General features: G+C 33.7%; 11 protein-coding genes. 7 read left to right on the top strand and 4 right to left on the bottom strand.

Annotated features, from left to right (window positions below):
• Positions 1-87 precede the first annotated feature (87 nt).
• The 4 genes from gltB to GM3709_RS04545 form a co-directional block, all read right to left on the bottom strand.
• On the bottom strand, positions 88-4,722 hold the full coding sequence (gene gltB / locus GM3709_RS04560) for a glutamate synthase large subunit (RefSeq protein ID WP_066121735.1): 4,635 nt from the start codon (positions 4,720-4,722) through the stop codon (positions 88-90).
• Positions 4,723-5,373: 651 nt separating this feature from the next.
• Entirely contained in the window at positions 5,374-6,264 is an 891-nt protein-coding gene (locus tag GM3709_RS04555) for a transporter substrate-binding domain-containing protein (protein WP_066116698.1), read from the bottom strand.
• 46 nt (positions 6,265-6,310) lie between these two features.
• Positions 6,311-6,844 (bottom strand): hypothetical protein, encoded by a 534-nt coding sequence (locus tag GM3709_RS04550; RefSeq protein WP_066116696.1) that lies wholly within the window; start codon positions 6,842-6,844, stop codon positions 6,311-6,313.
• A gap of 309 nt (positions 6,845-7,153) precedes the next feature.
• Positions 7,154-8,059 (bottom strand): S1 RNA-binding domain-containing protein, encoded by a 906-nt coding sequence (locus tag GM3709_RS04545; RefSeq protein ID WP_066116693.1) that lies wholly within the window; start codon positions 8,057-8,059, stop codon positions 7,154-7,156.
• A gap of 539 nt (positions 8,060-8,598) precedes the next feature.
• On the opposite strand from GM3709_RS04545, the gene GM3709_RS18930 reads away from it, so the two are divergent.
• The 7 genes from GM3709_RS18930 to GM3709_RS04515 all read left to right on the top strand — a co-directional run bounded on the left by GM3709_RS18930 (position 8,599) and on the right by GM3709_RS04515 (position 17,142).
• Positions 8,599-8,694, top strand: coding sequence for a cytochrome b6-f complex subunit PetL (locus GM3709_RS18930; RefSeq protein WP_071828012.1), 96 nt, complete (start codon positions 8,599-8,601; stop codon positions 8,692-8,694).
• Between the two features lie 330 nt (positions 8,695-9,024).
• Positions 9,025-10,431, top strand: coding sequence for a Ycf66 family protein (locus GM3709_RS04540; RefSeq protein ID WP_066116691.1), 1,407 nt, complete (start codon positions 9,025-9,027; stop codon positions 10,429-10,431).
• A gap of 133 nt (positions 10,432-10,564) precedes the next feature.
• Positions 10,565-11,557 carry an adenosine kinase gene (locus tag GM3709_RS04535; RefSeq protein WP_066116689.1) on the top strand — a complete coding sequence of 331 codons (993 nt, stop codon included), beginning with the start codon at positions 10,565-10,567 and terminating at the stop codon, positions 11,555-11,557.
• 236 nt (positions 11,558-11,793) lie between these two features.
• Positions 11,794-12,564 (top strand): HAD family hydrolase, encoded by a 771-nt coding sequence (locus GM3709_RS04530; RefSeq protein ID WP_066116687.1) that lies wholly within the window; start codon positions 11,794-11,796, stop codon positions 12,562-12,564.
• Between the two features lie 33 nt (positions 12,565-12,597).
• The gene (locus GM3709_RS04525; RefSeq protein ID WP_066121733.1) at positions 12,598-13,185 is read left to right on the top strand and encodes a hypothetical protein; all 588 of its coding nucleotides are present in this window, start codon (positions 12,598-12,600) and stop codon (positions 13,183-13,185) included.
• 61 nt (positions 13,186-13,246) lie between these two features.
• A complete protein-coding gene (locus GM3709_RS04520; protein ID WP_231937614.1) occupies positions 13,247-14,599 on the top strand; it encodes an LCP family protein in 1,353 nt (450 codons plus the stop codon).
• Between the two features lie 527 nt (positions 14,600-15,126).
• On the top strand, positions 15,127-17,142 hold the full coding sequence (locus GM3709_RS04515) for a SpoIIE family protein phosphatase (RefSeq protein WP_066116685.1): 2,016 nt from the start codon (positions 15,127-15,129) through the stop codon (positions 17,140-17,142).
• Positions 17,143-17,343: the final 201 nt, after the last annotated feature.

Raw genomic sequence — 17,343 nt, 5'->3', positions numbered from 1 at the left:
TTTAATTTTAGCTTCTCTCTCAAAATGTAATTTATTTTTTGCTACAAGCAAAGTAGGGTGGGCATTGCCCACCAAAATCAGATGAATTTACACAGTGGTTAACTCTTTTTGAGCTTTTACTTCAGGGTTTTCTGCTTCAGAAGGCGGTACAACTTGCCAGAATTTTGGTAAATAATTAGCCCAATTATCTAAAATTAATTGACCTTTTTTACTACCAGTTTTATGCACATGAATAGTGATTAATTCTTTTAATTGTGCCTCACCTTCAGGGGTACAAATACGCTGAATTTTGACGATTTCAGGGTTAACTTTTGCCTCAAAATTGCCCTCCTCATCTAAGAAGTAGCCTAAGCCTCCTGTCATACCTGCACCCACGTTACGCCCAACGCTTCCTAAAACAACGATTAAGCCTCCTGTCATGTATTCGCAACAGTGATCTCCTGCACCTTCAATTACGGCTGTCGCTTTAGAGTTACGCACCCCAAAACGCTCTCCTGCTCGTCCATTGGCGTATAATTCACCACCCGTTGCACCGTATAAGCAAGTATTGCCTAAAATTACGTTATCAGAAGCCTCAAAAGTTGACTCAGTGGGAGGTACAATAACGATCAAACCTCCATTGATACCTTTACCAACGTAGTCGTTAGCTTCCCCTTCGAGGTGAAGATTCATGCCTTGTATGTTGAATGCACCAAAACTCTGTCCAGCAGTGCCTTTAAAGTTAAGGTTGAGTTGCCCATTAAAGCCATAATCTCCGTATTGTTTAGCGATGACTCCTGCAATTCTTGCACCCACCGATCGATCAGTATTGATAATTTTGATCTCTTTGGTTACAATATCCTGATGATGAATAGCATCTGTAATGACGGTATCAGCGAGGATTTCATCATCTAAAACATTGCCGTTAGTGTGAGTATCCCCATGATTTAACCAATCACGGTTAGTTGTCACGTCTGGAAGGTTCGTTAAACAGTCTAAAACAAGGGCTTTGGTTTTGGTGAGTTTCGCATCATGACGATAGGTTAATAAGTCACCTCGCCCGATAATCTCATCTAAGCTACGATAACCCAATTTAGCGAGAATCGATCGCACCTCCTCCGCTACAAAGTAGAAGAAATTAACCACATCTCCCGGTACACCAGAGAAACGTTGACGTAAACGCTCTTGTTGAGTGGCAACCCCTACAGGACATTGATTCGTATGACAAACACGAGCCATAATACAACCTTCTGCAATCATGGCAATGCTACCGAAACCGTATTCTTCAGCCCCCATCAACGCCGCCATGACAATATCCCAACCTGTTTTCAAACCACCGTCAGCACGGAGTAAAACTCGATCGCGCAATTGATTTTCAAGTAATGTACGATGTACTTCAGTAACTCCCAATTCCCAAGGGCAACCTGCGTGTTTAATGGAGCTTAAAGGTGATGCACCTGTACCACCATCATGACCAGAAATTTGGATTACATCAGCGTTCGCTTTGGCTACTCCTGCGGCGATCGTACCGATACCCACCTCAGACACTAACTTAACGGATACCTTAGCACTAGGATTGATTTGGTGTAAGTCGTGGATTAATTGGGCTAAATCCTCAATAGAATAGATGTCATGGTGAGGGGGAGGAGAAATGAGGGTAACACCGGGTTTAGAACGGCGTAACATAGCAATATATTCACTAACTTTTTTACCGGGTAACTGTCCACCTTCACCGGGTTTCGCCCCTTGTGCCATCTTGATTTCCAGTTGTTCACCGCTCATTAAATACTCAGGAGTGACACCAAAACGACCAGAAGCAATCTGTTTAATAGCAGAGGCAGCACGATCGCCTTTTTGTAACCCTTTGAGGTGAGGGAATAGGGGATGTTTGCCGTGTTCATCTACTTCGTCAATGATATTATAGCGGTTAGGGTCTTCTCCTCCTTCTCCAGAGTTGGACTTACCGCCGATACGATTCATGGCTATAGCGAGGGTTTCGTGAGCTTCTTGGCTCAATGCACCCAAAGACATCCCCCCAGTACAAAAGCGTTTTACAATGCTCTCTACGGACTCCACATCATCGATGGAGATAGCATTTCGATCGCTCTTAAACTCCAATAAATCCCTTAAAGCGGTAAGAGGGCGATCTTGTAAATAGTTGCGATACCATTCATAATGATCATAGCCTTCTTGTGTACCATAAGAAGCAACGGCTTTGTGTAAGGCTTTTGCCATTTCGGGGGAATTCATGTGATATTCACCACCCTTCTTATAGTTGACATAGCCGTAATTTTCGAGCTTTTTGGCTTGTAGCTCAGGGAAGGCTTTTTGATGGAAGGATATGATTTCGTTAGCTACTTCTTGAAGGTTTAAACCACCGACACGGCTGGTTGTGCCTTTGAATGCCAATTCCATCACATCCGGCCCCAATCCAATGGCCTCAAAAATCTGCGCACCATGATAGGAAGCCAAGAGGGAAATCCCCATTTTCGATAAAATTTTGAGTAATCCAGCCTCTACTGACTTACGATAGTTATTTAAGGCTTCTTCCTCAGAAATTCGATCGATTTTTTCGTTTTCCATCAATTTTTGAGTTTTCTCGTCATGCAGCCAAGCGGATACGGTTTGTAAGGTGAGATAGGGGCAAACGGCGGATGCACCAAAACCAATGAGACAAGCATAATGATGAGTACTCCAACATTGAGCCGTATCGGCAATTAAAGATGTTTTGAGGCGTAAACCTTCTTTAATTAGATGTTGATGCACTGCACCTATTGCAAGGAGAGGAGGAATATAGGAATATTCCGTGGAAATAGACGGGCTAAAGCCCTTACTACGAACTTGATCGCTTAAAATGATGATTTGATGACCTTCTTTAACGGCTTTAGTCGCTTCATTACACAATCTTTCTAGTGCTAATTTTAACCCATCAGGGCCAGATTCGATCGCAAATAAAGTTGATAATTCAACGGTAGCAAAGTCAGATTGTTTGATGAAATCTAAGTCAGATTCAAACAACACGGGAGAATCGATAACTAAAGTATGGGCGTTTTTCGGTTCAATCTGCAGTAAATTGCCTCTTTCTCCTAAGTGCATCTGTAATGACATTACCAAACTTTCCCGTAAAGGATCAATGGGAGGGTTGGTAACTTGGGCGAAACGTTGCTTAAAGTAATCGTACAATAAACGAGGTTTATCGGATAACACCGCTAAAGGAATATCATCCCCCATACAGAATGTAGGCTCTTTGCCATCCCGTGCCATAGCGGTAATGATCATTTCTACGTCTTCGAGGGTATAACCGAAGGCTGTCTGTTGTTGTACTAAAGCGGTATAACTTAACCCACCGACTACGTCTCCCCCCTTCGTAAAGGTTTCTCTGTCGAGGTGTAAGCGATATTCTTTTAACCATTGCCCATAGGGTTTTTGGGAGGCGATTTCCTGTTTGATTTCCCAGTTTTTGAGGATTTTATTGTGTTCTAAGTCCACTACGATCATCTCACCGGGGCCAAGTTTCCCTTTTTCGATGATTTCTGACTCGTCTAAATCAACGACTCCTGCTTCTGAACCTACTACCACATATCCATCTTTAGTGATAGCATAGCGGGCTGGACGTAAACCATTGCGATCGAGACAAGCGCCTACAGTTTTACCTTCACTGAAAGCAAGTAAAGCAGGACCATCCCAAGGTTCTTTTAATCCGCTATAGTAGTTATAAAAGTCCACAATTTCGGGATATTTGTCTAATTCTGGTTGATTATTATAGGCTTCAGGCACGAGAATCATTAAGGCTTCAGGAATACTGCGTCCTGTACGCACTAGCAATTCTAAAGAACTATCGAGATTATAAGAGTCACTGTTAGCCATGTTGACAATGGGAGTAACGCCGTCAAATTCCTCTTGACTCCAACCGGGTAACTCTAAATTTGCTTCTCTTACCGTCATCCAGTTAATATTACCGATAAGGGTGTTAATTTCGCCGTTATGCCCTAAAACCCTCATGGGTTGAGCGAAAGGCCACTTAGGTACAGTATTGGTACTAAAACGGCGATGATATACTGCAAAACGGCTTTCATAGGCGGGGTTACTTAAATCTTGATAGAATTTTTCTAATACGTCTCCTTGTACTAATCCTTTATAGACGATCGTACGACAGGAGAAAGAACAAATATAAAAGTCATCAGTTAATTTTTTACCCACACGAGAACGTGCTACATATAATCTTCGATCGAGTTCATCCCCTTTATAGAGAGTATCCCCAGAAGTAACGATAATTTGTTCAATGCGAGGTTGATTTTCCTTGGCTTGTTGCCCTAAAACATCGGGATTTACTGGTACTTCACGCCAACCGAGGGTTTTTAAACTCTCAACGGCAACCATTTCTTCTACATACTTGCGCCCTTTTTCTGCTTGTTTTTCATCTTGGGGTAAAAATACCATCCCGACGCCCCATTCTTCAAAAGGAGGCATTTCGATATTATTTTCTGCAAACCATGTTTTAAATATTTCAATAGGGATACCAGTCATAATACCCGAACCGTCACCCGTTTCTCTGTCAGCACCACATCCACCTCTGTGTTCCATACAGTGTAAGGCTTTCAAGGCTTGTTTTATCAATTTATTCGATTTGCGGTTATCTTGATAGGCAATAAAACCTACACCACAAGCATCTCTTTCTTTCACTAACCAAGGTTGTCCTTGAAAGGGTGTTAATTTATCATTATCCATAAAAGAATTTGTCATTATATCTTGACCTTGCATACTTAGATTCGTTATATTACTTCATGATTGGTTATCAAAATTAGTAACTACTGATACAGGGTTTTACCATGCTAATAACCACGTTGCTATATCCTTTCCATTATAAAGAATTGTTAAGTATTTTTTAATATTTGCTACTTTTTTTATATAACTTGTATAGAATCTTTTGCCATGGTCAAATTTTACATATCCTTCAGATGTTTAATTAGGATCTGCTGAATAAATCAGAAAGCTATAAAAATCAGGGGTTAAGAAATACCACGTTAACAAAAAAGTGAGCAGTTTTAGCAATTTTTTGTCAAAAACTTAACACTTTTGATACCGTTTTATAGTTAAAGTGTTTCTGTATTTATTATTAATACGAAGATTGAGTTCTTGATTTATAACTATTTCTCCTATAGCAATAAATGGGTTAGTTAAGACATTCTCAAAATCTATAGTTGTCATTCTGAGCATAGAGAGGAATCTCAAAACGTCCTAATCAAATCGTTATCTGCTATACCCTCACCAAAAAACTTTTTCAAACTTTTCCCAATTAAAACAATAATACAAAAAAAGACATTAGGTTGGGTTGATACCCATAAACTTCATTAGAATACTAGAATACTTTTTCAGCAATTTTGCCTTAAAAATTTAATTTTTTTGTGCATTGTTCATCGAGGAAGCACAATTTTTGAGAGTTTTATAAGTATTAGAAGAGGGTAAAAAATTCTTAAACCAGCTATTGATAACTTCTGTTTTTCGATCGGAATTGATAATAGAATTAAGAAAATTTTTCCATAGCTCATCATTTTGAGGAATAATTAAACCATATTGCTCACAGGTTAATGGTGGCTGAGGTGCTAAAATAAAATCCTGACTTTGTCTTAAAGATAATCCTTGAGAAATAGATTGACCAATTAATAAAATACCATCATCAGCAAAAGCATCTATTCTCCCTTGTTTTAGAGCTTGTATTGCTCTTTCACCACCTCTTAATCCTTGAAATAGTTCAAATTGTGCTTGAGGATATTTTTCTTTAATTAATGTTTCTGTATTGCTATAACGTAATAAGCCAATGGTAAAGTTTTCTCCCTGAGAATCAATAAATTTTGGGACAATATCTTTTTTGACAATAAATTGAATTCCTGAAATAAAAAAAGCATCAGAAAAAGTAACATTATAATCATCTAATTTTCTGATACTATTAGGGCCACATTCTAAGTGTACAACCTTATCTTGAACAAGATTAAAACGATTATCAAGACTAGAAATAATCAGTTGAATACTAATAATATCTCGATCAATTTTTGTTCTTAATTCTTCTCTAATTATTCTAACAATATCAACACAAATTCCCTGCAATTCTCCATTATTACGATACCCAAAAGGAATAGCATCTGTTCTTATTCCTACTTTTAATAATCCAGTACGGTTAATTTCTTCTAAGATATTTTCGGCTTTACTATTAAGGGTAGGAAAGAAGGTTAAACCAAGAGAAATATTAAAGGCAATAAATAGATTAATTATTTTTGGTTTAATCATTAAAATAGCAGGTTATCTAAAAATTATAATGAAAGTTAATATAGTTTTAAAATGTTAATTTAATTCCTTTTCCTATCGCTTTTCCTCCTCCCTCTATGGGATTTCCTTTTAAATCAAAAGTCTTATATTCAATAATAGAATCAAAATAATTACCATTTTCAGACAGAGTAATTATTTCTGAGAAAACTCCCCTTGTAGAAGGCAACCATCCCATAATAATATCTTTGGTATTATCAGGGGCTTTTGTCCCATAATATTCATATTTTAAGGCGAATTTTTTCGGTGCAATTTTTTGCCAAATTCCATAGGCTGGAGTTACTGGGGGTGCAGAGTCATAATTGGATGATTCTGTCATTGTGCCACCATAATTAAAAACATACATAAATTCTAAGTCTTTTATAGTGGCAAAATCCCCTGTAGAAAATTGAATTTGCGATCGCCACTGTCCCATCAAATCACCGTGACGATTATGATTTTGAGCATATAAATTTTTTTGCCCAAAACTATGAATTAATAATATAGTAATAGCAACTACTGAAAGAAATAAGAATATTTGCTTATTAATAATGACTTTTTTCATATGGGTGTTTTTTCTCTTAATTTAGTAGTCCTAGGGGGGAAAAAATTGCATACTATGGAAAAATAAGTTTTTCAATAAGTCTTTATTACTTATAGCAATTCCCGTTTTGGTGAGGTACAAAGATTGTCGTCGAAAGGCAAGAGGCAATAAAAAAATCTACCTCATAATTATAAAAAACGCTATATTACTTAATTGTAAATACATTTAGTCCAGATATTTTAAGATTATTAGAAGACGGCTAAAACTTTTATCGGTTAACTATCTTCACAAGTAAATTTAGATGCGTCTGAGGTTATTCTTTCTACTTTCTTACCCTGCTGACTTCGCTTTTTTTTGCTCGAATCTTGTTTCGGCTGTTTCCATCACTAAGTCTTTTTTCTCAACGAATTCTCCGGGATAGGTTTCTAATACTTTCGTAGAGAGAGAAATCCGATTTTTCATTTCATCAATTTCCAATACTACGACTTTAATTTCTTCCCCAATTTTGAATAAATTACTTAGAGAACTAATTTGCCCTTCACTAATTTGTTTAATATGAAGTAGTCCAGCAATACCACCAAAATCGACAAATACTCCGTAAGGTTGAATTTTAACGATCTTACCTTGTACTAATTCCCCCTCTTGTAATTGGGACATGGCACTCGATCGAGCAATATTTCTTTGGGTTAGGACAATCTTATTCTGAGGTCGATCAATTTGTAGTACATTAGCCTGAAGAGATTGATCAATTAACTTCTCAAAATCATCCTTTTCGATCAAATGCGATCGAGGAATAAAAGCACGTAAACCGTCAACTTGACCTATCACACCTCCCCGATTGACTCCCGTGACAAGCATTTCAACCACTTTTCCTTTTTCTTGAATCTCCGTTAAATTATCCCATGCCTGTTCAATAAAAAGCTGACGACGAGACAACTTAACTTGCCCATCTGCATCTTGTTCTTTAATAATTAAAAAATCAAATTCTTCATGAAGAGGTAACACATCTGCCACATTCGATACATTTTGCCATGAGGCTTCACTGAGGGGAACAAACCCCGGAGACTTGCCGCCAATATCAACATAAACCCCACTAGAATCATATTGAAACACTTTACCTTTAACAGTATCACCCTTATTAAAATGATAGTCATACTGTTCCTGTTCTAAGGCTTGAGCAAAATCATCCATTGAAAAGGGAGTTTTCTGCTGAGGGGAGTTAGAATTAGCGGTCATAATTAATTAATAAAAAAATCAGTTAATGAAACAAACCTTTTTAATTATAGTAGTTTCTGTCTAATGCCGAGAAAAATTATTACAGAACTTTACTGCTCTGGCTGTATCTTAATAAATATTTTCACAATAAACAATTAACTGTTAAAAAGAATGATATTCTGAGGGTTTTTTTTGTTAAGATTTCTTAACTTTTTTATTCATGAGCAATATAGAGCAATCCTAAATCATTCTCCGATAGGAATGGTATAATTTTTTCTCTTTCTGGTATTAAAAAAATTATTAAAAACATCTCTAAAACAAATATTAATAGGTATAAAAAAAGTTGAATATAAAATAATAATTAGAGTTATCTATAAAAATAATGATCGATTTATAAGGAAACAATAACAATAATTAAATCTACAATAATTTATGATGAAGCTAAATAACTTTTGATTTCGATCGACTAAGAATATTTAATCTCATCATCTCATATTTCTTGCTGTGGAAGCTAATTGATTATAGAATATAGGTTACTTATATGATCAGGAGTATTAACAATGTCTGGTTTAATTGCTTATGTTGCATTTCTAGGTGGCTTCTCTGTAGTTGCCTTAACTTTATATTATGGTTTTCGTGCCATTAAATTCCTTTAACAAATAAAAGGCGATTTGATTTGTTAGATTTTGGTGAAGACAGGAGACAGGAAATACCTCAATTCGAGAGAAAGTTATTGGTAACGATAGGGATTGATATTGATAATGACTACTAGAAAACTATCAAAATTGACTTTAGTTAATTATTTAAACAATTTAATTAAGACTTTTCTAAATAATTGTTATTATATTTCTTCTCCTCCTCTGTTATTCAGCAATTTAGCAATTTTCTGATAGTTAGTAGTCAGATAAAACTAGCAAAATTCAATTAATAAGACTCGTTCCAGTATAATATTCAGAAGTAGTAACAATATCTAAGGACAACAGGCAATGTTAGCTTACTTTCTCGCCACTCTTATGGCTATTATTAGCCTAACACTATATCTGAATGCTTTTATTAGTCCCAAAATCCATCGGCAAGATGATTTTTTATGGAGTGGATTGGGATTGTTTTATGCTTTGACTATCTGGATATGTGCCGGACAAATTACTGGTGCTGTATTATTAGGACAATTAGCTGTCGTATGTTTGTCGATCGCATTTATTTGGGAAAATCGACAAATTAGAAAAGTAATAACGGCTAACTCGGATTCTAATAGTGTTTTAGAAGGTTTTTCTCTCTTAACTTTTATTGTCACTTCTTTGGGGAAAATGTCTGAATTGGTAAAGAAAAAACCCCCAGTTGTTACGAAAAAGAATACTCCTAAACCAGAAGAAAAAATCTCAGAGATTAAAAATAAAAAGGATTCATCAGTAAAAGAGTCGGCAGAAACTGTTATATCTCAAGAAGAAATAACTCCTGATAAGACGGTAGAAAAAGTAATTATAAGCAAACCCTTAGAATATGATAAAGAAGAGACGAAAACCGTTGAAAGTATTATAGAAGAAGTTATACAAGAGGAAATAGAAGAAATAGAAATACCTCCTTCTGTTGAGGATAAATCCAATCAATCAGTTTCAGTAGATGATGATTTTGACATTGATTCTTTAGGATTATCCGAATCTTCCTCAACTTCTACTGTTGAGTCTCCTAAATCTAATGTTTTTACCAAACTTTTTGGTTTTTTCCGTAAGTCTTCTCCTCAAACTACAGAAGAAAAAGAATCTCCCGAATTAATAGAAACTACAGTAGAGTTAGAAACAGTAGAGTTAGAAATAGATCCAAAAACCACTGCGACAGAAGTAGAAACTGCTATTGATAATTTAGAGTTAACAGAATCGAATAATAATCAAGAAGCAAAAGAAGATACCGAGAAAAATGATTTAAAAGACGATATTGAGGAAAATAAGGAAAAAATTACGATCGAAACTACAGTGAAAATTGAAGTAATTGAAACCATAGAGGAAACAATTATTCCTGATGATACAACAGTTATTTCTGAAACGATCGAAGTAATAGAACAAAAAAATATTGACGAGAAAGACGATAAAATAATCATCGATGAAGAATCAGAAACCATTGATACCTTAAAACCAAATACGATTAATGAACTAGAATTTTTGGATAAAATACAATTAGATGATTCTTTGGAAGAGATTCAATTTTCAGAGGATAACACGGACACAGATTTATCTTCAAAAATCTTCCCTCAAGAAATTCCCCAAGAAGAGATTATTTCCAGTTTAGAGGATTTGTCCAATAATTCACAGGAGCAAAATTCTTCTATGATGGACGAATTGGATAGTCTTTTTGATGATGAAGATGATGAAGATGAGAATAAGCAAAAATCTGAATAATAATGAGGAGTGTTTAACATAACTCACGTTGAATAAATTTCAAGGAAACTAACAGCAAAAGTCTTCGCATATCGACTACGATTTCAATGAGTCAATAAATAAAAAGAAAGTTTCAAATATCAAATATTAATATATGAAGAAAAAATATGATGTTTATGGCATCGGCAATGCCCTTGTGGACATGGAGTTTAAAGTAACACCTGAATTGTTACAAAACTTATCGATCGACAAAGGTGTTATGACATTAATGGATGAAAGTCAACAAAACAAAGTAACTCAACACTTACCTCCTCCTTGCAAAAAATCTTCCGGAGGCTCGGCTGCTAACACATTAGTCGCATTAAGTCAATTAGGTGGAAAAGGTTTTTATTCCTGTAAAGTGGCAAAGGATGAAGCGGGATTATTTTATCTTCAAGATTTAGTCGATTGTGGTTTAGATACTAATTTAATTCCTGATAATCTCCCAGAAGGTATTACAGGTAAATGTTTAGTTTTAGTGACTCCCGATGCCGATCGAACTATGAATACATTTTTAGGTATTACCAAAGATTTAAGCCCTCAAGAATTAAACAAATCAGCATTACAAGACTCAGAATATATATATATAGAAGGTTATTTAGTTTCTTCTCCAGTTGCCTTACAAACAGCGATTTTTGCCAAAAATCTAGCACAAGAAGCCGGAGTTAAAACTTCTTTCTCGTTATCTGATCCTAACATGGTGGATTTTTTCCGTGACGGCATTTCACAAATTATTGGTAATGGAGTTGATTTATTGTTTGCTAACGAAACTGAAGCCTTAAAAATGGCAAATACAAATGATATTACGATCGCAATTTCCTACTTAAAAACCTTAGCTAAAACTTTTGTGATTACGAGGGGAAAAAAAGGTTCGTTGATTTTTGATAGCGAGAATATGTTAGAAATTGAACCTTATCCTGTGACGGCTGTCGATACCGTTGGAGCTGGAGATATGTACGCTGGATGCTTGTTATATGGTATTACCAATGGCTTAAGTTGGCCAAAAGCGGGTAAATTAGCTTCGTTAGCTTCTGCAAAGTTAGTAACTAATTTTGGTGCGAGATTAGATATTTCTATCTTAAATTCTCTTAAAAATTCTAGCCTATAATAAATTATTCGTTTAAATAAATATTTGCTGTTAGGAAATGAATTTTATCGTTTAAGTGTTGTTAATTATTCACTTACGATATTTAACTAAATCTTATCTCTTGATTTGCTTTACTAAACTTTGACTATTAGCCTCGAAACGTATTTCGAGGTGGTTTAATAGGTGAAATTTTTATAACCTTTATCTATTTTAATCATTAATCACTATATTCACTAACGCTAATTTTTAAAATAATTATGAAGATATTAGTAACAGATTTTGACGGAGTTATTTGTGACGGTTTAAGAGAATATTTTTATAGTAGTAAATTAGCTTATCAAAAAATTTGGCATGACTCAAAAATAGATCTTGATAATTTTCAATCTCAGTTTAATACATTGCGTCCAGTAGTGGAAACAGGATGGGAAATGCCTTTATTATTAAGAGTTTTAACTTGGGGAGAAACCTCTGAAAATATCTTGGAAAATTGGTCTAATATTAAAGAAAAAGCTGTTAAAATTCTTGAATTAGAAGGGATAAAAGTTCAAAGATTAGGTCAAAGTCTCGATGAAGTTAGGGAAATGCAAATTAGGCATAATCTCGATCGATGGTTATCGTTACAGAGTTTTTATGAAGGAGTTTCTTCTAAACTTAAACAGTTAATTAATAGAAATATAAAAATATATATTATAACGACTAAAGAAGGAAAATTTGCCAGACAATTATTAGAAAAAGAAAATATTTTTTTGTCGAATTATGCAATTTTAGGAAAAGAAGTTAAACAACCAAAATATGAAAGTTTGCGGTTAATTATTCAAAAAGAAAAAGTTAATCCTTCTGATGTGTGTTTTGTGGAAGATAGATTAGAGGCTTTAGAATTAGTGAGTCAGCAATCAGATTTAGAGGAAGTTAAATTATTTTTGGCTTTGTGGGGGTATAATACAGAAAATACAAGACTCAAAGCAAAAGAAAATCCTCACATAAATTTGTTATCATTGGTTAATTTTACTGGCAATGATGTATTCTAATCTTTGATGATATTTACCAGCGATAATCAGGAAATGAGTTATACCACAGACGAGTTAATTAAGTTTTTGGAGTTAGAATTGAGGGCAACTTGGGGAGGAAAAAGGATCATCTTTAACGCAGAAGAAAAGTTAGATAATCCTGTGGTAGCGAAAGCAGTGGATTTAGAGAAAATGAGTCGAGTTTTTGTTTTTCGTGATTTTCGACAACAAATTCATGAATATCAGCGACAATATAATGTTTCTGGGGTTATCTGGCGTAAGGTTAATTTTCAAGGAAAATCTTTTAGTTGTCCAGAAATCTATAATCAACTAATTCCTATTGAGGGAGATAAGGAAATTTTAATTAATGCCAAATCTTCTATCCTCAATTTTTGGAAAGAAGTAACTCAGGGTATGAAGTTTTATTTAAGTAGCGATCGAAACTCTGCTATTACAGAAGATTATTTAGAAGAACTATATCATAAAGCTGAATGGGCAGAATTAGATGGAGGAACAGAGGAAATATATTTAGGATTATGCTGGGGAAATCCGAAAGAATATATTTATCAATGGGCAAATCCTGAGTCTGGTTGTTATCGCATTATTGCTACCTATAATCAACCCAGTGGAATTAATATTTAATCTATAGTAAAAATTTTAGAAAAATATTATTCAATTATTAATTATTAAATAGCTTAAATTAATGGTGAAATTGAAAAACAAATCAACTCAAAAATTATCTAAATCTCCAGAGAAAAAAAAATCCACGAAAAAACCTGTCTCTCCTTTATTCCAAGGTTTCATTTGGGGAGGGTGTTTTACTCTTACTGCCGCAATTTCTAGTTTTTTGGGTATAACTGTCGGTTTAAAAACCCCCATTGACTTTAACCCTTTTATTGACAGAGTAGAAGCCATTAAAAAATTCGGATTTAATGCTCTTTTTACTCAACAATTACAAGAACCAGTTAATATTTTGATCATGGGTATTGATGCTGTACCCAGTGATGACGGAAAGTCAGAAAATCGTTTTTCTGGCCGTAGTGATACGATGTTGTTAGTTCGTTTTCAACCAGAGGATCATTCTTTGAAAGTTTTATCTATTCCTAGAGATAGTCGAGTTCAATTCCCTAATGGAAGTTATGATAAAATCAACGGGGCGAATGCTATGGGGGGAGTGCCTTTTGCCAAAGAAGTTATCCAACAAAATTTTAATGGTGTCGTTATAGATAAATATTTAAGAGTTACTACTAATGCTTTTAAGGATTTAGTTGATTTAGTGGGAGGAGTGGAGGTTTATGTACCGATCGACATGAAATATACTGATAACACTCAAGGATTGCATATTGATCTTAAAGAAGGAAAACAAACTTTAACAGGTGAAGAAGCCGAACAATTTGCTCGTTTTCGGAATGATAATTTGGGAGATATTGGTAGAGTACAACGACAACAAATTTTACTCAAGGCATTACGAGAAAAATTACAATCCCCTCAAGCATTATTTAAAATACCTCAAGCTATTAAATTATTACAAGAAGAAATTGATACAGATTTAACCTCCTCAGAAATATTCAGTCTTGCTACTTTCGGGTTAAGTATTGATAAGCAGGATGTGCGTATGGTTATGTTACCCGGGCGCCCTAGTTATCCTCAAGAATATCGTCTTAGCTACTGGTTAATTTCTGAAGATTCTAAAAAGCAAGTAATTCAAGAATATCTAAATAATAATTCTGACTTAGGAGATAGTAAATCCATCGATCGTATTCGGATAGGGATTCAAAACACTACATCTAATCCAGAATTAGCCCAAAAATTGGCTTTATTTTTAGAAGAAAATGGCTACAATAATGTTTATCTTTCTCGAAATTCCTCCCATTCAACTCCCGTTACTCAAATTATCGTTCAACAAGGAGATTATCGATCGGCACAAATAATCAAACGTACTCTCAATTTTGGAGAATTAGAATCTTCTTCCATTGGAGATATAGATTCGGATATTACTATCAGAGTAGGAGATGATGCAGAAAAGTTACTTCTTGATGATACTTTTGTAAAATAATATAGTAATCCTAGATGATTTGAGATATAGGGGTTAGAAGGATAAATTAACTTAGACTATTCTCAAATTTATTTATTCAATTTGTATTATACTGAGAATTCCAGACTCGTTGTTTTGTTTATTAATCTCTAAATTACTAACGGTACTTTGAAAAATTTTTAATCAAAAACTGCTTGAAATCCTCTCAGATTAAAGCATTTACGTCAACACTATAAAAATAGCTGAAACCCTGGTTATAAAAGGAAAGGCTATCAATCGAAGTAAAGTCTTTGATTAATAAAGGTTTGAAACTAATATTTTGATATTTTTTTGTTTAAGTACCGCTAATTTCTTAAGGATTTTCATACTTCGCTGAAGTGACAAAAGTTTTATAATTATTGACGATTATTTAATAATTAACAATTTATTTAGAACTGCTATATTTAGTTTATTTTGGTTATGATCAAGAAATATTCAAAGCAAGTTATTCCCAATTTCTAATTCTTAATTACTATATATTGATAATCCAAAACTAGATCATCAAATAAATGCTAAATTCTCAGGAAGACAAAACCTTAATTCTAATTGCTGATGATGAATCTCTCAGCAGAAAATCCTTGAGTTTGATCTTAAAAAAAGATGGATATGAAATAATTGGGGTAGAAAATGGTGAACAATGTTTAATTAGTTATCAACAACGACAACCTGATATAGTATTATTAGACGGGCTAATGCCTGTGATGGATGGTTTTGAGTGTTGTCGCCAATTAAAAAAACTACCCCATAGTGAAGATATTCCTGTATTGATGATTACCGGTTTAGATGATAATAAATCTGTCAATCAGGCTTATGAAGTCGGTGCTACAGATTTTTTGACTAAGCCTATTAATCCAGCAGTTTTGCGTCGTCGTATTCGTTATTTATTAGATGCTAAAAAAGCGGAAAAAGCGTTAAGAGAAAGTGAAGAAAAATATCGCTCCTTAGTAGAAAATCTCAAAGAAGTAATCTTTTATACAGACACAAATGGTGTAATAACTTTTCTTAATCCAGCATGGAAAGAATTAACAGGTTTATCTCCACAAGAAAGTTTAAATCGTGATTTTTCTGAATATATTTATCCTAGTGATTTACCTCGTTATCAAAAAGGTTTTCAGTCGCTATTAGAAAGAAAAAATCTTAAATATTATTGGCAGTTGCGATATATTAAAAAAAATAGTGATATAGGTTGGATGGAAATTTTTGCTTCTCTTATCACTGAAGATGATCAAATTCTTGGTATTTCTGGCACTTTAAATGATATTACGGAACGAAAAAGAATTGAACGGTATCAGAAAATAGAAAGAGATGTAATTAAAATCCTAGCAGAATCTGACAGTGTAGATGAAGGTATTAATGGAGTTTTAGAAGCAATTGCTCAAAATTTAGGGTGGCAAAAAGGAGAATATTGGGTATTTAGTAAAGCTACAGATTTAATTCATTTTCAAAATTTATGGTGTAGTCTCGATCGAGAAAATGATACTTTAATAGGACAAGAAAAAGAAACATTAAAGACAATGGTATGGAATAATTGGAAATTTAATAATTATGAAAATTGGTGGAATAGCATTAAATCTGTCATCAAAAATCTTAAAACTAAAGAAAATTTATCTCTAAAATTTGCATTTCCTATTAATAATGGGGAAGAACATTTAGGGATAATGTTTTTTTATTCATCTCACAACTATCAAAACGATTTTATTCTCTTAGAAAATGTGGGAATGATGGGAAACCAAATTGGACTTTTTATCAAAAGAAAACACGCAGAAGAAGAATTAAAACAAAGAAATTTATCTCTACAATCTGAACTGAATTTAGCCTCAGAATATGTCTTTTCTTTATTACCTTCTCCTGATGATCAACTAGAATTAAATATTGAACAAAAATTCATTCCTTGTGCTAAATTAGGAGGAGATATTTTTGATTATTATTGGTTAGATGAGGAAAATGTAGTTATTTATTTACTTGATGTAGCTGGACACGGAATTCACTCAGCTTTATTATCTGTATCTATTTTAAATTTAGTCCGTAGCAACTCTTTGTACAATACAGATCCTTATCAACCTTGGACAATTTTAACAGAATTAAATCGATTATTTCAAATGGATGAAGGGAATAATTATTTTACTATTTGGTATGGAGTGTATAATAAAAACACTCATGAATTAGTATATGCTTCTGCTGGTCATCCACCAGCTATTTTAGTATCTGATTCATCTTCTGGTTATAAATACACAAAATTATCAACACCTAATATTCCTATTGGTTTGATGGAAGATGTTAATTTTGATCAAAATTTATGGGAAATAAAACCTAATAGTATTTTATATTTATTTAGTGACGGTATTTATGAAATTCTCCAAGAAAATGGGGAGATCTGGGGACTGAATAATTTTACAAGTTTATTATTACTAATTCAACAAGATCAAGAAAAAAATTTAGAAAAAGTAATTGATAATGTTCAAATAATCAATAAATCAACCAACTTTGATGATGATTTATCTATTCTCAAAATCACTTTTAATTAAATCAATAACTAATTTCTAATGAATAAGTTAATAATATTCCGTTCCAAACTAGTTGAGTTTAATACTTATTAATTTTTTCTCAGAAAAATCTTCACTTTTTTTAATTTATTGTGTTTAGGATATTATAAAGTCATCTTAAATTATTTGTAAAAATAAACTAACAATGAAAATTAATAGATCTTTCATTATCTTTACTCTTTA

The organism is Geminocystis sp. NIES-3709 (assembly GCF_001548115.1).
GTDB lineage: Bacteria > Cyanobacteriota > Cyanobacteriia > Cyanobacteriales > Cyanobacteriaceae > Geminocystis.
The sequence above is the reverse complement of the archived record's forward strand: the minus strand, read 5'-3'. Positions and strand labels throughout refer to the sequence as shown.